A 25890-nucleotide genomic window follows, 5' to 3' on the forward strand; every position below is an offset into this window, starting at 1 on the left:
TTCTATATTAGGACGTCTCAAGGCGTCCTTTTTTGTGCCTGTAATAACACTAAACGTGTTGGCGTTTGTTTTTACGTTGGTGCTTTAATGTATACATTCGTTGGTCGGCTAAGGTTAAGCAGGCTTTGTAGTCATTACATTCCTCACTACTTGCTATGCCATAGCTCAGGCCTGATAGGGGCCAGTTTTTCTGTACTTGTTGATGAATATAATTTAACGATTCGTTGATGCTCAGGGTGAGTTGGCCGAGCTGTTGTGCTGATTTAACGTTACACACACAAATAAACTCATCACCGCCAGTTCTGCATACCTCACCTTTATCGGCTAACGCGCTTTTAATTAACCGTGTAACTTCAATGAGTAGTTTGTCACCGTGAGCATGACCTAGGTGATCGTTAACGCTTTTAATATTGTCGCAATCTATAAACACTATGAGGTAAAAATTATCTAAGTTATCGAGCACTTGTTGTAATTGCAGCCGGTTTCCTACTTTGGTGAGTGGATCTATGCGTGATAACTCTAGCGCTTTTATATAATTGTTTTGCTTTATTTTTAGCCATTCAGATAAAGAAAGCAAAATACAGATACAATCAATGGCCAGAGCAATAAGCACCCATAATTCAGGTGAACTTATTTCTATTAAATTTAGGTGCGATAAAATAAAAATAACCAAGGATAAGCTATAAACAAGGTTGCCAGTTAAAAAGTATTTCGCTCTAAAGTCCTTCATCCCCAGCATTGTAAAGCCAAGCTTTAAGCTTAAATACACCCAAATTGCAGCGAGGAAGTGAGCTAAATAGAACACCCAATGGAAGGATAAAAATAGGTTTAAAAAACCACAGGCAAGTGCCGTTATGGAAAAGTACTTTAAAAATCGGCTAATACCAGAACGGGTATGTTGGTCAAAGTTAAATAAGTAATAGGCAAATGAGCTGGCAGAGGCAATAGCAAAGGCAAAAATATACATGCCAAAGTAATGGGTGTTAATCGCATGGTAATTAAAAAGTAGCGCAGCTATCCCCGCTGCGAATGCCCAACCAATGCCATGTAACCCTATGTAACCTGCACAAAATAATGCCACGCGATGTCGTGTTTTAAAAAACATGATCAAGGCCATGCAAGCCAAGGTCAGCATTATCGTTATAGACACTAAGCTTAATGAATTGATATAAAACTGAAGTTTAACAAACCTAGATTGAGGAATAACGTTAATGCTGACAGGTTTGGCAAAGTGCTTAGCATTAACATAAAGCCATAAAACACCGTGTGAATTAGCTTCTAGTTGTAATTCAAAAGCTCGGCTGTGCATTACAATGGCTGATGGGATGGCACTATCTTGTGAAAAGTCAGCGACTTTTCTGATCCCACTAGCATCTTGATAAAAAGCAACGCCACTATCTAAGTAATTAACTTGGGGTATTATATACCAGCGTCCAGCGCTCGTTGTGGTTAAACTAATTTTTGCTATTGCACTGCCATTCGCACTGTACAGCGAAGTGATGGGAGTATTAACATTGTCATAGGCATTAACGAGTTGCTCACCTTGGGTTGGTTTAGCTAAATCTACTTGATGCCAAATAGCTGATTTTAATTGTAAGCTGTCATTTTCGTTTAGTGTTACAGCAGATGCACTAAAACCAATGGTTTGTAGTAGCAAACAACATATTAAATTGAAAGTGTACCGCATGTAATACCTAAGTTAGTGATCCTTAAAAATTATACTGCATTTTTAGCAGAATAATTATCGTTATGACTGTTTCAGCGTATTTTTACTTAAAATGTGGCTGTTAACTTTATATCGCTCCAAGAAGATAAATAAGTAAGTGGCAAATTATTACGCTACAGTACGTTGTTATCGACGCACGTCTTTTGGTGCGCCACCTTTTGGCCAGTCATCCGCTTTATTGGCAAAAATAGGGCGTTCTAAATGTGAAAAGTAATAAGCAATATCAATAGCTTGTTGCTCGGTTAACATGCCTTCTTGGCCCAATGGCATATTTCCTTTAATAAATGCCGCTGCGGTGTAAGTGCGTGCCATACCTGCACCATCATTAAACGACTGACTGCCGGCAATGGCTGGGAACATGTAAGTATTATTAGGATATAAGCCTTGACCGTCTAGTTGGTGACAACTTGCACAGTGCTGAACGTAAAGAGTTTTTCCGTTATCGGCGTTTGGTATTAGCTCTTTATTAATAGCGACAAAGCCCGTGTTTCCTTGCAGGTCGTCTTTGGTTTTTATATTTTGTGATAAAAAGTTCATGTAGCTGACAATAGCCTGCATTGGCACTGAATTAGTAGGCAGTGGCTGACCGTTCATTGAGCGTTGAAAACAGCCGTTAATTCTGTCTTCAATGGTGTTTATTTGTGCATTGCGAGAGCGATATTTAGGGTATACCACATTCATGCCCACATAAGGCGCGGCTTTGGCTACACGCCCTTCATTAAGATGGCAAGTGCTACAATTGAGCTTATTATTTACGTTATTGGGAAGTTGTTTATAGGTATCAATAATTAATAAGCGCCCATAACGAATTAAATCCGACTCAGGGCTGGCATCGAGCTCATTAATAGCGGGCGTTACTAGGGTGTTAGGGTGATTTGCTGATAAGTTTATAATTGTGGGCGCATTACTTAACGCTTTTTGCACGAGTGATTGTGTTTGCGCTTCTTGTGAGCATACGGGCAAAGTAAATAACGTCGCGAATACAACACTAAAATGAACTTTAAACATAATTAAAACCTAAATAAAAAAGAGTATTTAAACGACAGTGCTCATTATTGCTGCAATGTGGCTAAGTGTTTTTAATACCGCTGAATTGGTAAGATGAATCAGTAAACCGTGACCCGCTATCATAAAAATATAGTTAATGATTACTTAAAGGGTTAATAATTTAGTTAGTTTAATTATTGAACAGCAGTGCTTAGGTGGAGGTGTTATTAGTTTGTGATTAATTTATATAAGTTTGGTATGCATAGCCAAATGATTATGAACCATAACGCTATGCAAAGTGAGGTGTTTTTTGACTATTTTATTTACAGTTATAATCCATAATTTTGTGTGATAAAGCGCTAAGTATGTCCACTACTTTAAAACTTGCTTGCTCCATAAGAGATACTTTTTCTACAGCAGTATTGATATCGCCTAATTGGAATGCTTCTAAAGCAGCAAAGCCATTCTTATGGACATCTTCATGTGGTTGCTCTAATGCTTTAAAGTCGTTAATGCTTGAATATTTTAATGCACCTTCACCTTGGTAATACCATTTACCTAAACGACACATGGTATGATCAGAAAAGTCTTCTGCAGTCTTATTTGATTGCCCTAAAATGACTTTATAAATATCGTATTTCCATACAATGTGATCCATTTTTACTGTTTGAATAAATGCATCGGCACTTGAATTAACAATAACGCTATACATATTTTGTGATAGTTCAACCACCTTTTTAGCGGTAGCATCAATTTCTGATGAGCTATTTGCAATGCCATCACTTTCTTCGCTAACGTTAGTAATGTTAGTTACAACGCTTTGCATTTGCTCATTGACCTTAGCTATTAAATTAGAGATCTCGTTAGATGCATCAGAAGAGCGCTGAGCGAGCGTTCTTACTTCATCTGCCACAACAGCAAAGCCTCGTCCTTGCTCTCCGGCTCTAGCGGCCTCGATGGCCGCATTAAGTGCAAGTAAATTTGTTTGATCAGAAATCCCTTTAATTATGTTTACAAAATCATTAATTCCGATTGTTACTGACTGCAATTCTTTAACGGATTTAGTGGCTGATTTTGTATCTCTTGAGATATTATGTGTTGACGATGAAGTCGTTGCTAACATATCTAAAATTGTATCAAGTAATTCTTGGGATGACTTAAATGACGTAATATCATTAATTAGTTTATGTGAAGTTGAGGCTAAGCTTTCTCTGATGTCACTAATTAAATCAGATGACTGTAATGATAATGTGTTTAATTCACGCTGTTTTACAAAGGCTGTATCATTTGCTATTTCATTGTCGTTTTGTTGTGATTGCTCGCTGTTTGCTGCTAACAATTGCGCTTCAAGCTTTTCATTGGTTTTTTTTAATTGAATTAACTCGTTATTTAACTCATTAATTTTGTTTTTATATTTTGAATTGAACAGCATGTAGACCCCAATTTAAACACAGAAAATAAACGTATATTTTTTATTAAATTTACCTGAACATTGATTACTTTATTCGATTTTTTACAGGGGTGGAATTGACGTCCACCCAGGTCGATTTTTATAAAAGTAAGTTACAACACTATAATAGATGCTTTATAACCTTTTGGTAAATAAACTTTTCTTTTAATGCTTATAATAAGCTTGTTTAAGGTGAACACTGCTTTAGAAGTTAGTACTTCCTAATTGATTTACTCAACTGGGCTTGAAACTCATCAGGGAATAAAATTGTGCCGTCGTCTTCTTCGGTAGGGAACACGGCCACCAGTAAGTCGTCTTCTTCAAGGCCAGGTGTCCAGCGGCTAAACCAATCGTTTGTTGGAATTGCTTTAGGTGTACAGCCTTGCCATTCGCCGGTTGCCCAGGCTTGTGCGAACTCTCGTGTTGGCCATACCGGCACGCAATCGTCGTCCTCGTTAGTGAGCATTACGCAGCCGTCGTCATCGTTTAAAATCCACACTTGCTTAAATTGCTGCACGGTTTCGTACATGTATGCGAGTCGTTTTTTTGCGCCAAGGCCTAAAATTACGTCGTCTTGCTTTGATAAATTATCGGTGGTCATTTTTGGCTCTCTCTCACTGTGGAGTATACAAAGAGCAGCGAGCTGCTGCGCTTTAAAATTTAGTTTAGCTGATGGCTGCTAGTAGCTCATTGGCTAGTTGGTTTAGTGCGTCGGGGTCTTGGTTTGTTAATGCGTAGGTGCGTAATCCATATATACCCATAACACAAAATCGTGCCAGCTCTATGGCACTTCGGCCATTGGTAATTTCTTTATTATCAATTGCTTTTTGTAACTGCTGCGCAAAAGCATGCTCATATGCAGTTAAATTAGTACGCAATACGTGGCAAATTTGTGGATCGTTACCCTCTACCTCGCTAATGCTTTTTGTGAGCAGGCACACTTTGGTTGCTTCACCGTCAACGCATTCTTGCACAATGATATTAAGGTATTGTTTCAGCGTATCTAAAATACAACTGCTGTGCTCAAACAGAGCAGTAAATTGAGTATTGCGATCGGTTTGGTATTGCTCAGTAGCGGCTAAAAAAATGCCTTTTTTACTTCCAAATGCTGCGTATAACGAGCCCGGATGTAAATGGGTTGCTTGAGTCAGTTTTTGCATACTGGTTTTTGCATAACCGTGAAGCATAAACATCGCCATTGCTTGGCGCAGTACAAACTCTGTATCAAATTCTGCAGTTCTCATAATGACTCTTCTCGTTGGCAGAGTAGGTAAAGCGAACTTTCAGCAATAATCCTACCTTAAACAGCGTTTAGGTAAAGCAGTTTACGCAATCTTGAACAAAGTTTCAAAATTATACTTGAATATTCATTCAAGTGACCTTATCTTGAATGTACATTCAACAAAGGATAAACATTATGTCGATAGACTTACTTTCACCTTTTAAATTAAATAACAGCATTGAACTGCAAAACCGCGTACTAATGGCACCACTAACTCGTTGTATGGCAGATGACAATTTAGTGCCTACACAAGCGATGGTTGATTACTACGCTCGCCGTGCTGATGTAGGATTAATTATTAGTGAAGCAATTATTATTCGTGCCGATGCACAAGGTTACCCAAATACACCGGGTATCTTCACTAATGAACAAGTTCAAGGTTGGAAAAAAGTCACTGACGCCGTGCATGCCAATGGCGGTAAAATGTTCGCGCAATTATGGCATGTTGGCCGTGTTGCTCACCCTCACTTTTTTGGTGGTGATGTTCTGGCGCCATCGGCGATAGGGGTTGAAGGTTCAGTACCGCGTATGCGTGAGCTAACTTATATTACGCCAAAAGCTGCCACTAAAGATGATATTAAAGGCTTAGTGGCTGACTACGCTAAAGCGGCAGAAAACGCGATGGAAGCAGGTTTTGACGGCGTGGAAATTCATGGTGCTAATGGTTATTTAATTGACCAATTTTTACATTATGCGGCAAATGAACGTGATGACGAGTACGGGCAAACACCAGAAAATATGTCTCGTTTTGCACTGGAAGTAACTGATGCCATTATTGATGTTGTAGGCAATGAGCGTACCGCTATGCGTTTAACACCAGGTGCCTACTTTAATATGAGCGAAGATAACCGTGATAAAGCAGTATTTGACTACTTATTACCAGAGCTTGAAAACCGCAAACTAGCCTATCTACACGGCGGTATTTTTGACGACAGCATGCGTTTTGATTCACTAGAAGGTAAATCAACCTCTGAATTTTTACGAGCTGGTTATGCAAGTACCTTAGTGGGTGTAGGTAGTTATAGTTTTGAAACTGCCAAACAAGCGATCAACGATAATAAATTTGATTTAATTGCCATTGGTCGCCCACTTATTGCTAACCCAGATTACATTAGCAAAATTAAAAATGGTGAAGAAGTGACACCTTATAGTGATGAGATGCTTGCTGAGTTAGTTTAAGTTTTAAAGAGTTCTCACTAATAAGCCCACAAATGTGGGCTTATTACTTAAAAGCGGATTTATGAATCTATCTTTTTAGATAATTCTGCAAGCTCTTGAATTTTAGTAACCGTTTCTTTTATGTAGCCGTTTATTTCTTCAGAAGATGCCTTTGAATTGCCTGCAAGAGTTCTTACCTCGTCAGCAACAACGGCAAAACCGCGTCCCATTTCACCTGCTCTTGCGGCTTCAATAGCAGCATTGAGTGCAAGTAAATTTGTTTGCTCTGATATTCCATTAATTGTTTCTACTATTTTGCTGATGGTTTGGCTTATATCTAATAATTCTTTCATTGATATTTGAGTTTGATTAACTGCTTTTTTTCTTTCCGTTATGTTTAAACCTATAAACATATAACTAGTGGTTTGACCATTAACATCACGAAGAGCACATATTCTCGCATCAAAGGCACTGTATTGATTATTTTTTTCAAGTTCAAAAGTTTTTGAGATATGTTTGTTTTTGTCTAAAAATGCTCTTTCTTCAACGCTGAGATCAGAAATCAGATTTTTAGCAAACTCTTCTACAGAAAAATTGGGTTTTAATGCCGTTTTTAGTAATTCGTTACAATCAAGTACTTCACCATGAAGAGACACTTGCAACATAGCTATAGACTCGCCGATAGTTTCTAGTTTGTTTGTGAAATCAAGCGCCATTTGCTTTACTTCAGATATATCAGCTTGAATTGCAATGTAATTTTCTAATTTCCCTTCTCTTATTACTGGGTTGATAGATAGCGAGGTCCAGTAAGCACTCCCCGATTTTTTATAGTTTAATATTTCTCCATAAAAAGGAGTTCGATTTTTAAGATGTGTGCGTATCGTTTCTATCATGTTTTTGTCAGAATCTTTGCCTTGTAAAAAACTGCCTGGTTTCTTACCTTTTACTTCACTTAAAGCGTATCCTGTTAAACGTTCAAATCCATTGTTTACATATTGAATATAGCCCTTAGGATCGGTGATTATTACCGCGTTGTCTGTTTCGTTTGCAACAAGTGACAACATCCGTTGTTCTTCTCTAGTTATTACCTCTTGCGTTACATCTTTGATAAAAGCTGTGTAAATAACGCGATTAGCTAATTTAATTTTCGATAGCGATAATCGCCCCCACACGGTTGTTCCATCTTTGCGTTCAATTTCAACTACTCTACTGGTACCAACTATTTTATCGACACCTGTGTCTCGGTTTGCATTTACAAGCTCATCATGGTTATGTTGTATTGCATGGGGTACTAGCATTTTTACATTGTTTCCCATTACTTCTTGTTTACTGTAACCCCACAGTGTTTCTGCGGCTTTGTTATACAAAGTGATACAATTATTTTCATCAATACATACAACTGCATCAAGGGCTTGCTCTAACGATTGCTCATTGATTTCTTTTGCTTCACGCTCTGCTGATATATCTCTTATAAAAGCGGTGTAATGTTTGTTGTTATTTACTTTCACCTGAGAAAGCGCTAATTCGACCCAAATGCGACTTCCCGATTTAGTTTGTAACTCAACTTCTCGGTAGCTGCCAACAATTTTGTCTTGCCCGGTTTCTCTATGATGATTTACATAGTCGTCGTGGTTTGTTTTATGTTCGTCAGGGACTAGTTTTCGTATGTTGTGACCGAGTACTTCATCTTCTGTGTAGCCCCATAATTTTTGCGCGGCTTTGTTATAAAAGACAATATTGTTTTTTTCATCTATGGAAACAATTGCCGTAATAGACTGTTTTAATGCTTGCTCAGCGCTATTAGCGAAAAAATTAAACATAGTGCAGCTACCTGTAATTAAAGCGTTAATAAAAAGATAGCCCAGAAAAAGCTGATTGCAAAATTGGTTTTTAACTTTGTATAAAACCGTGTTTTTGGGCTAAAAGTTATCACTTTATGGGCTCTTAACTCTTTATATCTAAGTTAAATAAGATTTTGATCAATTGCAGTTAGAAAGAGTGAGAAAATTTTATGACTTTAGAGAGTCCCTTGGCTTTTGGGTGCTGTTTTAGTCTGATTGCTCTTAATTACGATGTGCTTGATTTGATTACTTTACGTCATAATTAACTCATATTTGTTTAACCTGTTTGTCAATAAAATTGCCCCTCGTTGTCATACTTAAAAAATAGACTGTGCCCGCTTTCATAATTACCTTTTATAATTAGAATCAAATGGGACAACAATGTACGCTTTAAAAAATAAATCGATTTTGAGCATGGCTGTGGCCATGGCGGTATCAACTTCAGCTTATGCTAACGATAACGTGATAGAAGAAGTAACTGTTACTGCAAAACCAACCAGTTATGCAAACAACGTTATTGAACCTGCGATGCTAGAACAACAAAGCTCGGTATCGAGTGTGTTATCGGTAATTGATAACTTGCCAGGGATTAGCATAAACGAAGGAGACGCATTTGGCGGCGACGATTGGTCAACAACCATTACCATGCGTGGTTTTAGTATTGACTCTAACCAACAACAATTAGGTATGACGATAGACGGCATTCCTAATGGCGGTTCTAATTATGGCGGTGGTGCTAAAGCGAATCGTTACCTAGATAGCGAAAATCTTGTCACCGTGGAAGTAGGTCAGGGCACTTCAGATATTAAATCAGCCTCGTTAGAGGCGCTAGGTGGTACTTTTAACTTTGTAAGTAAAGCACCGAGTTTAGATAAAAGCACCACCTTTGCTTATACCTCAGGCAGTCACGATGCTTCGCGCTATTATCTTAAGCACGAAACTGGCACCATTTTCGATAATACCCAAGCGTACGTGAGTTACTCACAAACTGATACCAGCCGCTGGATTGGCTCAGGCAGCAATGGCGGGAAAGATAACCAACATGCTGAAGCGAAATTTGTTACCACCCTTGATGAGCTAACTATTACAGGGCGCTTATCGTATGACGATGTAAGCGAGAGCAACTACAATAGCGTGAGCCTAGAGCAATTTGAACAAACCCCTGATTGGGATCAGCTAACATGGAACTGGACAGGCGTTCCGCACTTTGACCAAATGTTTGCAGAAGGTTGGGGCACGCTGCGTGAAAACACTCTAGGGTATTTAAAGTTTGAATACGCGATTTCACCCACCTCATTGTTAACCATTAGCCCTTATTATCATAAAAACTCAGGCCGAGGTGATTGGATCCCTCCTTATTTAACGTCCCCTGTAGATGAAAATAGTAATCCAACCACAGAAGGTGGCACAAACGCAGGCTCTTATGGCTTTACAGATAGTAATGGTAACCCACTTGCTCCCAATGCAGGTTGTACGGCTAGCTTAAACTGGCCGTGGGAGTCAGGCCCTGAGCTTAATCCTGCATGTTACGATGCTGATGCAACGCCAGTTATGTCTTATCGTCATACACATTATAATAAAGACCGTTTTGGGGTAACTGCTAATTATCAAGCAAGCATTGGCATGCACGATATTGAAGCCGGTTTTTGGTATGAGCAAAGCGACCGTGATGAGTCACGAGATTGGCATAAAGTTATAGATGCGCGCATTTATCATCACTTTGATAACACCCCTTATTGGACGCAATATAAAAACACCTTTGAGACCGATACGCTCAAATGGTACGCCCAAGACTCAATGTCATTTGACGACTTAACTCTTAACCTAGGGGTTAAAAAGTACTTAGTAGACATAGAAAAGTATGACCATTATCAAAACGCCACCACAGCTAAAGTAAACAGTGATTCAGACCTTCTATTTAGTGGCGGTATTTTATATCAGTTAAACAGTAACACTGAGTTATTTACCAGCTACAGCGAAAACTTTGCCGCCATTAAAGATGGTGTGCTTGAGCGCGATAGCTCTGACTTGTCAGCTATTGAGCCAGAAACCGCAGAAAATATTGACCTGGGTGTACGCTATCAAAATAATGCACTTAAATTAACAGCAACGGCCTATTCAATTGAGTTTGATAACCGCATCACCTTTATAGCGCCAGGCAGCGACACCGGCGGTATAGACTACACCATAGGCACTAACGGCTCGTACCTCAATGTGGGCGGTATTGAATCCAAAGGTCTAGAGCTGTCAGCAAGTTATATGCTTAATAATGAGTGGAATGTATATAGCTCATACACCAATAATAGCTCTGAATACAAAGGCGATGCGCCAGGCTTTGAAGCAGGAGGCAAAGTAATTGACTCAGTGGATGATTTATTTGTGCTATCAACCGATTACTACAGTGGCGATTTCCGCTTTGGTTTATCGGCTAAATACACCGGTGAGCGTGGCGATGTAGATAGCTACACCGTGCTTGATTTAAACGCAGGTTATGCAGCCGAAGTTAACGCAGGCCCGTTTAAAGCGGTTGATATTGCCTTTGTGGTTTATAACATTACCGATAAAAGTTATTTGGCAGGTGGTACGGGCAATGGGAGTACTTACTTTATAGGCTCGCCACGCACAGCAGCGGTTACATTAACGGCTACTTTTTAAACCTAAAGTAACCTTATATAAGCCCATCATCGATGGGCTTTTTACTATATAAAGTTGATGAGAACACCATGAAAAGCATGATAAAAATTATCGGGTTAAGTTTAATTTTATTGTTTAATAATGTGACATTGGCTGCTCAACAAAATGTAGTGTTAGTCACCCTTGACGGCGTACGCTGGCAGGAAGTATTTAATGGTGCCGATAAAAACCTGCTCAATAATAAAGAATTTGTTAAGCAACCAGCACAGTTAAGCAATGAATTTTGGGATGAAAGGGTGCAACAGCGCCAGCAATTATTAATGCCGTTTTTAACACAAACGATTGCCACTCAAGGCGTAATTATTGGCGACAGAGCAAACGGCTCAGCGATGTCGGTGAGTAATCCATGGTATTTTTCATACCCTGGTTATAACGAAATTCTTACCGGCGAAGTGGATGAAAACATTAACAGTAACGATAAAGTATTTAATCCAAATAAAACCATTTTAGAGCGATTAGATGCGCAGCCTGAATTTAAAAACAGCACGGCTTTATTTGGTAGCTGGGATGTGTTTCCTTACATTGTAAATACTAAGCGTACTAATGTGTATGTAAACGCGGGGTTTATGCCTATCGCCGATGATTTATTTGCCGATGCGCCCCTGTTAAAAGCATTACAAACAGAAATCCCCAGCCCATGGCACAATGTGCGGCTTGATAGTTTTACCTATCGATTTGCTAAAGCCTATATGCTGGCGAAAAAGCCTAAATTACTGGTTATTAGCTTAGGAGAAACTGACGACTTTGCTCACGATGGCCATTACGATGCTTACTTAAAGTCGGCCAAACAAAGCGATGCATTTTTAAAAGATTTATGGCAAACCATTCAAAGCACAGCAGGTTATAAAAATAATACTACGTTAATTGTTACTACCGATCATGGCCGTGGCAGCTACGCAAACGATTGGCAACATCACAGCTCTAAACGGGCATTAGCAAAGTCGGAGCAGGGTAAAAAGGCATTTCCTGAGGGAATTATTGGCTCAGATCATATTTGGCTTGCTGCCATTGGCCCTACAATTAAAGGTAATGGCTTAATAAAAACCGATAATGAGCTTAAACAAGCGCAAATTGCCGCCACCGTTTTAAAAGCACTTGGGCAAAACCCAAACACGATTAACCCTAATATGGCACCGGCTATTAATGAGATTTTAAAATGAAACAGTTACTAAAAACCCTTAAGCATTCAGCGCTGTTACTTGCTTTTGTTATTAGTGGTGCCGCAATGGCTGCGCCGTCTAAAATATTGTTTGGCTCGTGTGGGCATCAAGATAAAGACATCCCCATCTTTAATGCGATTAACAAAGAGCAGGGTGATTTATTTATATTTTTAGGCGATAACATTTATGGCGATACTAACGACATGGCCGTGCTTAAAAATAAATACCAACGATTAGGGGCAAAGCCTGGCTTTAAAACCTTAAAAGCAAATACACCATTAATAGCCATGTGGGACGATCACGACTATGGTCAAAACGATGCGGGTAAAGAGTACCCGCATAAAGAAGCATCACGGCAAATTATGCTCGATTTTTGGGATGAACCGGCAAACTCAGCGCGCCGTACTCGTGCTGATGGTATTTATACCTCGTACATGTATGGCAAAGGCGAGCAAACCGTGCAGGTGATCATGCCTGACTTACGTTTTAATCGCGATAAGCTTAATTCAGTGAGCGAACTTGAGTATTACACCAAGCGTAAAGCAAATAACCAAGGACCGTACAGTCCAACTGAAGTAAAAGGCGCGTCTATGCTAGGGGAGGCGCAGTGGCAATGGCTTGAAGCCGAACTTAAAAAACCAGCAGCGATTAAACTAATCGCATCAAGCTTGCAGTTATTGCCTGATTTTACTGGCTGGGAATCGTGGGCAAATTTTCCAGAGGATAGAAACCGTTTATTTTCGTTAATTAAAAAACACCACGTAAATGGCGTGGTGATCATCAGCGGCGATACCCATTGGGGGGAAATTTCAAGGTATCAACACAATCTTGATTACCCACTCTTTGAAATGACCAGCTCAGGCCTGACTGAAAAATGGAAAGACGTTAGCCCAAATAAACATCGTGTCGGTGATTACACGCACAATGTTAACTATGGCGATTTAACCATTGATTGGCAGCAAGCAGATCCAGGCTTGTCACTTAAGCTCAAAGGCATTGATGGTAACGTAATAATGCAAAGTGATTTTAGCTTATCTAGCATAAGCCCATACCAATAAAGGGGTTGTTATAAAAACGCACAGTGACTAAAGTGAGTCCTGTGCGTTTAAAAAATCAGCTAGCTACTGGCTAACATGCTGATTTATTAACGCCAATGTCCCCTTAGCGCTACCGCTTAAATTGAAAATATCTTACACTGGCTTTATCTCAAGTAAGGCTGGTATCGTATGCTCAATATTATTCAATCAAACCGAATGGAAGCCCTGCAAGCGCAGTTTCATCAGCTATTAAAAGTAAACCCATTGCAAAGCCCATTTGATAAAGAAGTGGTGTTAGTGCAATCGCCGGGTATGTCGCAGTGGCTAAAAATTGGTTTAAGTGAAAATTTAGGCGTGGCTGCGCAGGTAGACTTTCCGCTGCCGTCGAGCTTTATTTGGCAGTTGTACCAGCAACTATTGCCAAACGTGCCTAAAGAGTCGGCGTTTAATAAACCGAACCTTGCTTGGAAACTGTTTGCAATTTTACCTACTTGTATTGACGAGCCACTGTATTTACCCTTAAAAACCTATTTAGAGGGGGATATTGACGGCCAAAAAACCTTTGCCCTATGTGAAAAAATAGCCGATGTGTACGACCAATATTTAATGTATCGCCCCCATTGGATAGCCACTTGGGATAGCGGTGTTGATACGCTTGACGATGTAGATATCAGCATTGCTCCTTGGCAACCCGATTTGTGGCGCCGCCTTGTCAAATTAAGTAAAACACTTGGGCAAAGCCAATTTCACCGCGCCAACATGCAAGGACAATTACTCAGCGCCCTTGAGAGTATGGATAGCAGCTTATTGCCAAAGCGTATTAGCCTATTTGGTATATCTGCGATTGCCAGCTCACAGCTTGACGTGTTTGAAGCCTTGAGTAAAAAAACTGAGGTGTTTTTATTCTTTTTTAACCCCAGCGAGCATTATTGGGGCGATATAATCGATGAAAAAACAGCGGCTAAAATAAACGCTAAATACGCCAAAATGCCGCTGGTGGAAGCGCAGCAAAAAAAGCAAACGAATCCTGATGAAGAATACTATTTTATTGGTAATCCGTTGTTGTCGTCGTGGGGTAAACTCGGCCGCGATTATTTTGAGCAACTGGTGCAGCTTGATGCCCGTTGGATTGATGGTTTTATTGATGCGTTTGACGATACCTTACTTGGGCAAGTGCAAAGCGAAATATACCAACTTGCCTTTAAAGGTGAATCGCTTACCGATAACAAAGAATGGTTTATAAACGATGAGGGTAAACTGCCCATAAGTGCAAACGATACCAGCATTACGTTAAGTGACTGCCACACACCATTAAGGGAAGTCGAGCGCCTGCACGACTACTTACTCAATTTGTTTAATCAAAACCCAACGCTTACCCCCAAAGACATCATCGTCATGATGCCTGATGTAGGTACTTATAGCCCTTACATTGAGGCCGTTTTTGGTGGTGCGCAGGGCAGCCGATTTATACCATACGCCCTTGCCGATTTAGCCATAGAGCAAGAAAAACCAGTACTGAGCTCGTTTGCCAGTTTAGCTAATTTACCGTTTTCGCGCTTTGGCGTGTCGGATATTCTTGATTTATTACAGGTTACGCAAATTGCCGAAAAATTTGGCCTAGAAGCCCATGAATACGAGCAAATACATTATTGGCTTGAGCGAGTAGGGGTAAAGTGGGGCATAAACGCTGAGCATAAACAAAGCTTTGATTTACCCGCCATTGATTTAAATACCTGGCAACATGGCTTGAACCGTTTATTACTGGGGATTGCCATGCGCGACGAACAGTGCCCATTTAATGGTATTTACAGCGCCGATGAAGTAGAAGGTATGGCGCTTGATACTCTCAATAAGCTGGTGCATTTTATTGATGTGCTTCAAGACTTTAAAGCGAAACTCACCCCTGATGATACGCTTTCTAATAAAGCCCATATATTAAGTGAGCTACTCAATGCTGTGTATGAGAGCGAAAGCGATGATAGCTGGGATTTATTAGTGCTGCAAAAGGTGCTCGAAGATATTGCGAAGCACCACGACAACGGCGACTACAGTAAAGCCGTTTCGCAGCGCATAGTGAGCTATCTAATCAAGCAAGGTATACAAGAAAAAGGTGTAGGTCAGCGCTTTTTAGTAGGACAAGTGAACTTTTGTACGTTAATGCCAATGCGCGCCGTGCCGTTTAAGGTGGTGTGTATGCTAGGCTTGAACGATGCCGATTACCCACGTACCGTGCAGCCTATCGGTTTTGACTTAGTACCTTATTCTAAAAAGCAAAAAGGTGACCGTTCACGTAAACTCGATGACCGTTACCTCTTTTTAGAAGCGCTCTTAAGTGCTCGAGATAATTTATATATGAGCTACATTGGCCGCTCGTGTTTTGACAACCAGCCGCGCATGCCATCAACTCTAGTAAGTGAGCTTTTAGAATACATTGGACGCAGTTTTAAACTTAGCGAACCCAGTGATAAACCCTTGCCTGAATGCCTTATTACGCAGCAGCATTTGCAGCCTTTTAATAGCCTGTATTACTCAGCTCCTAGCGATGAACAGGCGGGAGTAAATAATCACAGCTATAACCCAATTTGGCTGCCTAGCGAGGCTATTGAGCCAAAAGCAATCACTGCGCTTGATGTAACACCCCCTGAGCTACTTGATCTTGATGTGTTTATTCGTAGTGTATGCCATGCCCAAGAGAGCTTTTATCAACAAAGTTTAGGGTTACGCTTGCCGCAATTTAACGATATAGCGAAAGACGAAGAACCGTTTAGCCTAGATGCGCTGCGCCGTTATTTTTACCTTGACGAAATACTTGAAGCAAACATTAACAATACGCCGCTCAGTACCGAGCAAATACTGCAGCGCGGTGAGTTGCCCCAAGCCAATGTTGGCAGCTTAATTTATGAGGGTATGCAGCACCGAGTTGATGCGCTTGCAGGGCAAGTAAAAGAGCAAATAAAAGCCGGTAAAAGCGAACCGATAGAAGTGTTACTTGCGCTTGAAAATACCACCATTGAAGGCTGGCTTAACCATGTGTATATGCAAAAACAAGTGTTTTACCGCAGTGCCAGTATTAAAGCCAAAGATTTAATAAAAGGCTTTCTTTATCACCTGGCAGCTCAAAGCATGGAACAAGAGGTTGAAACCTTATTACTGGGTTTAGATAAACAAATTAGCTTTGCCCCTATGAGTAAAGCCAATGCCGACTTGCTGCTTGCAGATTGGTTTGAACTATACAAAGCATTGCGAAACGCGCCGGTGGCGTTTTTTCCGGTGAGTGGTTACGAATATGTGAAAAGCGGTGGCGATATGGCAAAAGCTAACAGTAAATTTAGCCCACAGTATATTGGCCGAGGTGAAGGGGAAAACCCTTATATTCGTCTCACGGTGCAATCGCTCAATGATTGCCAAGAGGAGTTTATACAATGGAGCGAAAAATTATTTGTCCCGTTATTTGAGCACGCCAAGGAGAGTGACTATGCAAGCGCTTAACCCACTCACTATGCCATTATCAGGGCAAAGCTTAATTGAAGCCAGTGCAGGCACAGGTAAAACCTACACGATCACGGGTTTGTATTTACGTTATTTATTGGGCATGCAAATACCCGGTGAGCTGAGTACGCCTTTGAGCGTTGAGCAAATCTTGGTGGTAACCTTTACCGATGCCGCTACCCAAGAAATTAAAGACCGTGTTCGTAGCCGTATTATTGCCGCGCGTGATGCTTTATTGGGGCAAGTGCCCAATGATGAACTCATTGAAGGTGTGATAGCGGGCGTTGATGATAAACATCGTGCGTTTGACTTACTCGATGCAGCAGCTAAATCAATGGATGAGGCGGCTATTTTTACCATTCATGGTTTTTGTCAGCGGATGCTAAAACAACATGCGTTTGAGTCGGGGGTCGCGTTTAACTTAGAGTTTATTTTAGATGAGCGCGAGATACTGCTTGAGACCATAAAAGATTTTTGGCGCGCGTTTGTCTACCCGCTTAATAAGCAAAAAACAAATGCGATTTTAGAGGTGTTTGCCGCACCTGAATCATTATTTAGCCAAGTAAGCAGTATTTTAAATAAAGCCAACGCCGAAATAACACCGCAAGTAAATTTAGAGGATGTGTGGCAAGCCCGAGATGAATACTTGGAGCTTGTACCCGCCTTTAAAAAAGCGTGCCTAGAGCAAGAATTTATTGGCGCTGTGAAAGCATCCGATTTAAGCGGCTCAAAAACACCGGCACGAAAAGGCAGCTTAGCGGCGCTTGAAGCGTTTTGTTTAGGCAATGATGACTTTTTTGAATTTGGTACTAACAAATATTCGTTTGAGGTTTGGAGCAGCGAGAATTTAAGTAATACCGCTAATTATAAAAAAAATGGCACATTACTGACTCATCCACTTATTAGCCAATTCGATACCTTAGCTGCACTTAACAATACCATTAAACAAGGGCTAAAAATTGCGATAGTGCAATATGCGGCAAGTTGGGTAAAAGCGGCCATAGTTAAGCGCAAACAAGAGCAAAGCGTGATCACCCCTGATGACCTACTCACTAATTTACATACGGCTCTTAATAGTGAGCAAGGTGACGTATTGTCGCAAAAAATTGCGCAGTTATTTCCGGTGGCAATGATTGATGAGTTTCAAGACACCGACCCTATTCAGTACGGTATTTTTAGTAAAATTTATGCTCAAAGCAATACCACTTTAGCCATGATAGGCGATCCCAAACAAGCTATTTATGGCTTTAGGGGCGCAGATATATTTACCTACATTGGTGCCAAAGAGGCCGTAGAGCAGTCGCAACAATTTACCCTAGGCACTAATTTTCGCTCCAGCAGCGATATCGTCAACAGCGTAAATAGCTTGTTTAGTAAATACGATAACAGCTTTATTTATAACGATGCCATTCCCTTTAATAAAGTGAAAGCCAAGGGTAAAAAAGCCAAAGATACATTTTTAATTGATGGCAAACCGGCCACCGCCTTTGAATTTAATGTGTTTGTGGATGAAGCTGGCGATGAAAAAGGCAAACCGACCAGTAAAGGCTTAGGGCAAGCTCATTTAGCCACCCATTTTGCTAATAAAATTGTTACGTTACTCGAGCAAGCAAACCAAGGAATAGCTTGTATTGGCAGTAAGCCGGTAAGCGCTGCTGATATTTGTATTTTGGTGCGCGATCGCGTTGAAGCGCAAATAATGAAGCAGGCCTTGAGCAAAGCCAATATTGCCAGCGTGTATTTGTCTCGTGATAGTGTATTTAGCCAAGAGCTAAGTCACCATTTACTCAACTTTTTAACCGCATTGCACGGCCAGTACGACGAGTCGCTACTACGAGGTGTACTCGCAGGGCCATTATTCTGTTTAAGTTATAACGATATTTTTGCTTTGGCCGATGATGAAAATGCATGGCAAGAACACTTAAACTTTTTTGCTCAACTTAGCCATATTTGGCACAAGCAAGGGGCTATGGCCATGCTTGAACGCTTACTGAGTCATAATCAACTCAGTGCCAAATGGCAAGGCTTGGGCTATAACGTAGAACGTTGGCTTACCGACTTTAGACACCTTGGTGAAATACTGCAGCAAAAACAAATAGAGCTTGAAGGGACACTTCGTTTGTTGCGTTGGTTTGCGCAAAAGGTGAGCCAACAAGATGGCGAAACTGTGCAAGTACGTTTAGAGAGCGACGCAAATTTGGTTAAAATTGTCACTATGCATGCCTCAAAGGGGCTTGAATATCCATTGGTATTTATGCCCTTTGCTAGTGGCTATCGTGAAACTAAAGACGCGCTTTATCACCATAACGGCAAGTTAATTTTTGATTTAAGTAAAGACGAAGACGCCTTGCAACAAGCAGAGCAAGAGCGCCTAGCCGAAGATTTACGCCTATTGTATGTCGCATTGACCCGTGCAGTGCATTTTTGTGCCTTGGGTGTATATAACATCGGGCAAGGGCAAAGTAGCCGCTTAGCGATTCAAAGTAGTGCGCTTGGGCATGTGTTGTTCTCAGGGTTAGCGTTAACCAGCAGCCAAACATGGCGCACTCATTTAAGTGAGTTTTGTGATGCCAATGATTCGATGGAATATCTGCAAATTACCTCGGGTGAATTACTCGAGCAGGGCATACTTCGCTTTAATAATGAACACGTTGAAAAGCAGGCGCTGAGTATTAATACTGTAACCACGCAGATTGAACGCGATTGGCGGGCAACCAGTTTTAGTGCCTTGAGCTTTAAAAAGCATACTGACCAACTGGCACCTGGGCGCAGCGATGAAGATCATCAAAGAGATGAGTTTGCGGTGCAACAAGATGAACTTCTCTCACCGTATAGTTTTCCAAAAGGTGCAAAACCAGGAAGTTGCTTACACGAAATATTCGAGCAACTTGATTTTACCAGCCCGCTTGTTCACCCCTCAAATCCAGAGCAAAACTTATCGGCAGTAATTAAACGTGCCTTTGAAAAATACCATATTGATGAGCAATGGCAGCAAATTACCGAGCAATGGATACTCGATGCGCTTAATTGCCCGTTAAATAGTGAAAATAATTTAAGCTTGAGTCAATTATCACCGAGTGATTGTCTTGTTGAAATGGAGTTTAACTTACCGCTTGCTAGCCTAAGTGCGCCTAAACTCAACGAAATGCTGATTAAACACTTTGATTTTAGCCAAAGCAAACTTGAATTTGCCCATGTAAAAGGCTTACTAAAAGGCTTTATAGATTTAATTTTTTGTTACCAAGGCAAGTATTATATTTTAGATTATAAATCGAATTATTTGGGCAGTACCCTTGCAGATTATGAGCCAGAGCAGCTTGAGCAAGCCATGACCAGCCACCAATATCATTTACAGTATTTAATTTATACCGTAGCGCTGCATCGATTACTTAAACAACGTATTCCTGACTATGCCATAGAGACGCATTTAGGCGGCGTGTATTATACCTTTTTACGCGGTATGCCAGCGGGTGAAGGGGTGTACTTTAAACAGTTAAGTACAGAGCAAGTTATTATTTTAGATGGTTTGTTTAGCCAAGGAGCGATGCTATGAGTGATTTAAACCAACAACCCGGTTTGTTTGATGACTTTGACGACGCGCCTGTTGATGAGTCGTCGTTACTCAATGAACAACTAGCGGACTCTGTAACTCAAACACCTAAAGTTGTGCCGCTGCTTAGCTATTTAACTGAGCAGCACCGCGTACGTGTTGTGGATGTAAAGCTGGCTGAATTACTCAGTGGTAACAATACTGAACATGATTATGACGAATTATTTTATATTATTTTAATGCTGTGTTTATCACAGCAAAGCCAGCATAGTTGTTTAACTCTAACAGAAATTGATTGGGCTAATCCGTTTAATTTACGCCAAAGCGACTTTACTAAATTAGAAGGCACCGTACCTGACACTCTCACCCCATTTAGTGACGATTTTACGACTGAGGCAGCAATAAGTTACTTACACGCGCATCACAGTGTGGGGGATCACAAGCCGCTGCAATTGTTTAATCAGCGGTTGTATTTTTCGCGTTTAGCAGGGTATGAGCAAACTTTAGCGCAGCGATTACTGGCAATGAGTGAGCGACAACTCAATATTGATGATGAAGTCCTTACTGAGTTATTAACACGCTACTTTCCTGATAATCCAACGCTTGATATTGATTGGCAAAAGGTCGCTTGTGCCATTGCTGCAACAAAGGGCTTTAGTGTGATCACCGGTGGCCCCGGAACCGGTAAAACTACCACGGTGACAAAGCTGTTAGCCATTTTACAGTCGTTATATCAGGCTGCACCATTGAGCATAAAATTAGTAGCACCCACAGGTAAAGCAGCGGCGCGATTAACAGAGTCAATTTTAGGAGCTAAAAATAAGCTCACAGAAATACCGGCTGATATTAATGCGTTGATCCCGCAAAGTGCGCAAACCATTCATCGTTTGTTGGGAGTTAAGCCATTTACTAATAAATTCAGGCACGATAAAAGCAATCCGTTGCATGTTGATGTATTGATTATTGATGAGGCCAGTATGGTCGATTTATCGCTCATGGCTAAATTAATTGAGGCCTTGCCAGCGCATGCCCGATTGATTTTACTCGGCGATAAAGACCAACTCGCCTCGGTTGATACCGGCAGTGTAATGAGTGATTTATGCCAAGGTTTAGTGCTTGGGCAAACACCGCAATATTCAAAAGCACGCTGTGAGCAATTAAATAAGGTGTGTTTTAATGGCGCAGCTAAACTTGGCGCGCAAACTCAGAGTGAGTTTAAACTGGCTGATTGCATTGCCTTTTTACAACATAGTTATCGCTTTGATGCCCAAAGTGGCATAGGCCAATTGGCTTTGGCTGTTAATACCAATGATCGGGGTATTTTAAATTATGTTGAACAACACAGTACGCAAGGGCATTTTAGCGATGTTATTTTAGACTACGATTTTGTCTCTACACCGATTGAAAAGCTTATAAACAGCGCGGCAAGTCACTACGGTGATTATTTAACACTGATTGCCCAAGGAGCTAGTGTTGCCAAAGTGCATGAGGCTTTTGCCCGCTATCAATTACTTGCCGCGGTGCGTGAAGGCGATTACGGCGTTAATAGTTTAAATCAACGTATTGAGCGTGTATTGCAACAGCAAGGGTTAATTAGCGTTAACCCTAATCAGCGGCATTACACGGGTATGCCTATTATGATTAGCCAAAACGATTATCAACTTAAACTTTTTAACGGCGATATAGGTATTTTAATGCCTGATGACAGTGGCCAACTCAAAGCACTGTTTATTGATGAGCAGGGTAATGAACGTGCATTTTCACCTGCACGACTCCCAGCGCACGATAAAGTGTATGTTATGACCATTCATAAATCGCAAGGCTCAGAGTTTAGTTACACTGCTATGGTATTGCCACCACTTAAACAAGCGAGCGTCGGTATTAACCGGCAATTAGTGTATACCGGTATTACCCGTGCAAAGCAGACCTTTGAGCTGGTAGCAGATAAAAAAGTGCTGCAACTGGCGATGGGTAAAAGTGTGTCACGGGCATCAGGACTCTATGAGCGATTAGTGTAACGCAATGCTTATACTAATCGTTTATTTTTGGTGTTCTTTTTCTAAATAGATTGGGCTGCCAGCCAAAATGGAGCGCGCCCAATCTTAAAAAAACACTGACCAACAGCGAACCAAGAATGCACCATAAATAAGGGGCTTCTAATAAAAATAGCGCGGCATAGGTCAAGCCTCCTGCAAAACAGGCGGTGGAGTAGAGCTCTTCTCGCATCACCAACGGCACTTCTCGACAGATCACGTCGCGTATTAAGCCACCAAATATCCCCGTAGTCATGCCCATTGTAAGTGCAACCATCATGGTGGTGCCTTCAATTAATGCTTTTTCGATACCGACCACATTAAAGATAGCCATACCAATTGCATCAACCAACAACATGTAATAGTTAGACACATCGGGTAAGTGGCGAATAAACATAACAGTGACAAAAATAGCGCCATAGGTGACATATAAAAAATCGGGGTTGGCTATCCAAAAAACGGGTTGGTTAAGAAGTATGTCTCTGAGCGTGCCACCGCCAAGCGCAGTGACTGAGCCAACAACCACCACTCCAAATCCGCCAATATCTTTATCATGGCCTAATAACGCACCTGAAATTGCAAAAAAAGCCACACCAATTAGGCTTAAAAAATTAAAATATTCTGCTGTCATTAAGGTGTCCTTACCTGATTGAGAATTTATATAATTAAAGGTAAGCGAAAGGGGATTTATATTAGCTGAATAACACTCTCTAATAAAACAAGCACAAGGTTATTACCCCTGTGCTTGTTACGTTGAGTTGTTATTGTAAGTAGTCAACAACCAGTTGAGATAATGACTCTACGCCGAGTTGTAAGGCGCTTTCGTCAACATAAAACTGAGGTGAATGATTACTTGCTGCCGTTTTAGCGTTTTGATCTTTTGGAGTGACGCCTAAAAAGTAAAACAGCCCAGGGGTTTCAAGCGCATAGTAACTAAAGTCTTCTGCGCCGGTAATTAAATCGGTGGTAATAATATTGTCAGCACCAGCAATACGGGCAAGCGTTGGGGTCATTTTTTGGGTGAGTGCTACATTGTTTACTGTGACAGGGTAGCCGTGATCTATATGCACATCGGCTTTAGCACCAGCGGATTCGGCAACCAGCTCAGCGGTTTTAGCTAAACGTTTTTTAATATCGGCGCGCATAGTTTGATCAAAGGTTCTAATGGTACCAATCAGCTCTACATTATCAGGGATTATATTTGAGCGTATGCCGCCATTAATTGCGCCAAACGAAATGACTGAAGGTGCTTTAGTTACATCAACTTGGCGAGAGGCGATTGTTTGAGTTGCCATAATAATTTGTGATGAAGCAACAATTGGGTCTACGCCATTCCATGGACGTGAACCATGTGTTTGACGCCCCGTTACGTTAATTGTGAAAGAATCTTCACTGGCCATTAGTGGCCCTTCACGAAAGCCAATTTGCCCTGTATTGAGTGAGCTGGTGACATGTAAACCAAACACGGCCTCAGGCTTTTGCTTAAATAAGCCTTCTTTTAACATCAGCTCAGCGCCACCTTCTTCGCCCTCGGGGGCACCTTCTTCAGCCGGTTGAAATACAAACAGTACTTCGCCCGCTAACTGATCTTTTATTTTTACCAGTGACTCTGCCACGGCCATTAAAATAGCAACATGAGTGTCGTGCCCGCAGGCATGCATAACGCCTACTTCATTGCCACGATAGGTTGATGTTTGTTTAGAGGCAAAGGGTAAATCAACTCGTTCGGTAACCGGTAAAGCATCCATATCAGCACGCAATGCGATTAAAGGGCCTTTTTTACCGCCGCTTAATTTTGCCACAACACCGGTATGAGCAACACCGGTTTGTACTTCAAGACCCAGTGATTTCAAATGTTCAGTAATGTACTTGGCGGTTTCAAATTCGCGATTACTCAGTTCTGGATATTGATGTAAGTGACGACGCCATTTAATGACCTTTTCACTCACACTTTGTGTTGCTTGTTCAAGTTGGGTGTTAACACTCGCGGCAAAACTAGGCGCGGAAATGGCGGTTAATAAAAAGCCACCACACATTATTTTTTTTATCATTATGATTCCTTGGTTGTTCGTATGTAACTAACTTACGCTATTACGCTGATAAAAAGTAGTGCCATGCGATAGTTAATAAAAAAGTTCATGGTGTTTTCAATGGCGGCTTATAAAACTTATAAACTGTTCCAAATAGCACAATAGTTTAGCGCTTTTGTCGTATTTTAACGCAGATATTTAGCCTTAACAGTGAAAATGATAACAAAATGTTGCATTTTTTAACTTTGTTCCCAATACTGGTCAATGCGTTGCTTTTACCATGCACCGACAACAGCGTGTAACAAGCTAAGCATAATAAAAATATTGAATCAGTTAAGGATTAATATGAACAACACACACATATTTAAACGCGTCTCTTTATTTGCAGCAGCATTAAGCCTGCTGATGAGTTTTTCTGCGCTCAGTAAAGAGTATAAGGTAATTTTAATTCATGGTTTGCAGGTATCACAACTTACCAATAGAGCAGCCAGTGATGTGGTAAACAATGGACAAAGCTATTGGCAGTCTTATTGGGTGAACCGCGCAGATGAGCGCATCGATTGGCCTGCATATGAACGAATAGAAGGAAAAATCACCACCGATTGGGTATGGCCTAAACTACAGCAAATTTCTCGCTCAAATCTATGCGAGCCAGGCTGTGTATTTGTGACTCATTCAACCGGTGACTTAGTTGCCCGATATATTATAGATAACCAAGAAAACTGGCTTGAAAATGCCGGATTACAGCCGCTTAATATTATTGCCACCTTTGATTTAGCGGGTGCTGGTGGCGGCAGTGAATTGGCCGACTTAGCGGTGAGTACATTAACAGGCGCATCGTGGAATTTTGCTGTAGATGCCGCGCTAACGTGGTGGTTAGGCAGTGAAGTTAATGAGGCGGTAGGCGTATTGCACGATTTAAAAGTAAATAATGCACGCAGAATTGCGCCATTACCTGATGCACGCACACCTCGTTTACGTTTTGTAGCCGATGGTAATGCTTACTTAGGTTTAACGGCTGGATTTTTACGCGGTAATGACGACTCGGTAGTGGCTACTCACTCATCATGTGGTGCAAGCTCTGTAAACTCATTTGGTAGCTGTAGCACCAATATTGACACTAATGGGCGTTTAAAATCGCAAGGTGATGCTGTTAATAGTTTTATGCCATATCATTATCCATTAATGATGACTAACAGTTATAGTCATAACGAGATTCAACAAGCGCAGCGCCAAGGAAATGTAACGATTGCGATGAATAACATTACGGTAGCTGGCGACACGCTAGGGTTTGAAACCGTAGATGAAACCACAGGTAGTTGGTTTTGGAAGAAACAATATCGTTATGTAAAAGACTCAGATAATTTGAGTGCATCGGCACTTATATATAATGTGATCCCGTGATATAAGCATACTTAAAACATCGTGTAGTATACGTACTACACGTTTTATA

The 25890-nt window shown here is 40.9% G+C and carries 16 protein-coding genes; 8 read left to right on the plus strand and 8 right to left on the minus strand.

Annotation, left to right across the window (positions count from 1 at the left end; genetic code table 11):
• Positions 1-49 precede the first annotated feature (49 nt).
• The 5 genes from PSM_RS05885 to PSM_RS05905 all read right to left on the minus strand — a co-directional run bounded on the left by PSM_RS05885 (position 50) and on the right by PSM_RS05905 (position 5407).
• Positions 50-1687, minus strand: a complete 1638-nt coding sequence (locus PSM_RS05885) for a GGDEF domain-containing protein (RefSeq protein ID WP_024601361.1) — start codon at positions 1685-1687, stop codon at positions 50-52.
• A gap of 165 nt (positions 1688-1852) precedes the next feature.
• Entirely contained in the window at positions 1853-2734 is an 882-nt protein-coding gene (locus PSM_RS05890; protein ID WP_013464645.1) for a c-type cytochrome, read from the minus strand.
• Between the two features lie 298 nt (positions 2735-3032).
• Positions 3033-4145 carry a methyl-accepting chemotaxis protein gene (locus PSM_RS05895; RefSeq protein WP_013464646.1) on the minus strand — a complete coding sequence of 371 codons (1113 nt, stop codon included), beginning with the start codon at positions 4143-4145 and terminating at the stop codon, positions 3033-3035.
• A 229-nt stretch (positions 4146-4374) separates the two neighbouring features.
• Positions 4375-4764: a DUF2750 domain-containing protein gene (locus PSM_RS05900; protein ID WP_013464647.1), complete on the minus strand. Its 390-nt coding sequence runs from the start codon at positions 4762-4764 to the stop codon at positions 4375-4377.
• A gap of 64 nt (positions 4765-4828) precedes the next feature.
• Positions 4829-5407: a TetR/AcrR family transcriptional regulator gene (locus PSM_RS05905; protein ID WP_013464648.1), complete on the minus strand. Its 579-nt coding sequence runs from the start codon at positions 5405-5407 to the stop codon at positions 4829-4831.
• A 173-nt stretch (positions 5408-5580) separates the two neighbouring features.
• On the opposite strand from PSM_RS05905, the gene PSM_RS05910 reads away from it, so the two are divergent.
• On the plus strand, positions 5581-6624 hold the full coding sequence (locus PSM_RS05910; RefSeq protein ID WP_013464649.1) for an alkene reductase: 1044 nt from the start codon (positions 5581-5583) through the stop codon (positions 6622-6624).
• Between the two features lie 59 nt (positions 6625-6683).
• Here PSM_RS05910 and PSM_RS05915 read toward each other — a convergent pair whose 3' ends face one another.
• A complete protein-coding gene (locus PSM_RS05915) occupies positions 6684-8423 on the minus strand; it encodes a PAS domain S-box protein (RefSeq protein WP_013464650.1) in 1740 nt (579 codons plus the stop codon).
• 402 nt (positions 8424-8825) lie between these two features.
• Here PSM_RS05915 and PSM_RS05920 point away from each other — a divergent pair, with 402 nt between their 5' ends.
• From PSM_RS05920 to recD, 6 genes are all read left to right on the plus strand, one after another.
• Positions 8826-11099 carry a TonB-dependent receptor domain-containing protein gene (locus PSM_RS05920; RefSeq protein ID WP_013464651.1) on the plus strand — a complete coding sequence of 758 codons (2274 nt, stop codon included), beginning with the start codon at positions 8826-8828 and terminating at the stop codon, positions 11097-11099.
• A gap of 68 nt (positions 11100-11167) precedes the next feature.
• Entirely contained in the window at positions 11168-12298 is a 1131-nt protein-coding gene (locus PSM_RS05925) for an alkaline phosphatase family protein (RefSeq protein ID WP_174818646.1), read from the plus strand.
• On the plus strand, positions 12295-13356 hold the full coding sequence (locus tag PSM_RS05930; protein WP_013464653.1) for an alkaline phosphatase D family protein: 1062 nt from the start codon (positions 12295-12297) through the stop codon (positions 13354-13356). The genes PSM_RS05925 and PSM_RS05930 overlap by 4 nt, the downstream gene beginning before the upstream one ends.
• Before the next feature lie 168 nt (positions 13357-13524).
• Complete coding sequence (gene recC / locus PSM_RS05935) at positions 13525-16824, plus strand: exodeoxyribonuclease V subunit gamma (protein WP_013464654.1); 3300 nt, start codon at positions 13525-13527, stop codon at positions 16822-16824.
• Positions 16811-20377 carry an exodeoxyribonuclease V subunit beta gene (gene recB, locus PSM_RS05940; protein ID WP_013464655.1) on the plus strand — a complete coding sequence of 1189 codons (3567 nt, stop codon included), beginning with the start codon at positions 16811-16813 and terminating at the stop codon, positions 20375-20377. Before recC ends, recB begins: the two co-directional genes overlap by 14 nt.
• On the plus strand, positions 20374-22392 hold the full coding sequence (recD, locus tag PSM_RS05945; RefSeq protein WP_013464656.1) for an exodeoxyribonuclease V subunit alpha: 2019 nt from the start codon (positions 20374-20376) through the stop codon (positions 22390-22392). The genes recB and recD overlap by 4 nt, the downstream gene beginning before the upstream one ends.
• Positions 22393-22405: 13 nt before the next feature.
• Here the strand turns inward: recD and PSM_RS05950 are convergent, their stop codons facing one another.
• Together PSM_RS05950 and PSM_RS05955 are read right to left on the minus strand one after the other, a co-directional pair.
• The gene (locus tag PSM_RS05950; protein WP_013464657.1) at positions 22406-23038 is read right to left on the minus strand and encodes a trimeric intracellular cation channel family protein; all 633 of its coding nucleotides are present in this window, start codon (positions 23036-23038) and stop codon (positions 22406-22408) included.
• Positions 23039-23168: 130 nt separating this feature from the next.
• Complete coding sequence (locus PSM_RS05955; protein ID WP_013464658.1) at positions 23169-24458, minus strand: amidohydrolase; 1290 nt, start codon at positions 24456-24458, stop codon at positions 23169-23171.
• Between the two features lie 324 nt (positions 24459-24782).
• On the opposite strand from PSM_RS05955, the gene PSM_RS05960 reads away from it, so the two are divergent.
• Complete coding sequence (locus tag PSM_RS05960) at positions 24783-25841, plus strand: hypothetical protein (RefSeq protein ID WP_013464659.1); 1059 nt, start codon at positions 24783-24785, stop codon at positions 25839-25841.
• The last annotated feature ends 49 nt before the right edge of the window (positions 25842-25890 follow it).

It is taken from the genome of Pseudoalteromonas sp. SM9913 (assembly GCF_000184065.1).
GTDB classification, from domain to species: domain Bacteria; phylum Pseudomonadota; class Gammaproteobacteria; order Enterobacterales; family Alteromonadaceae; genus Pseudoalteromonas; species Pseudoalteromonas tetraodonis.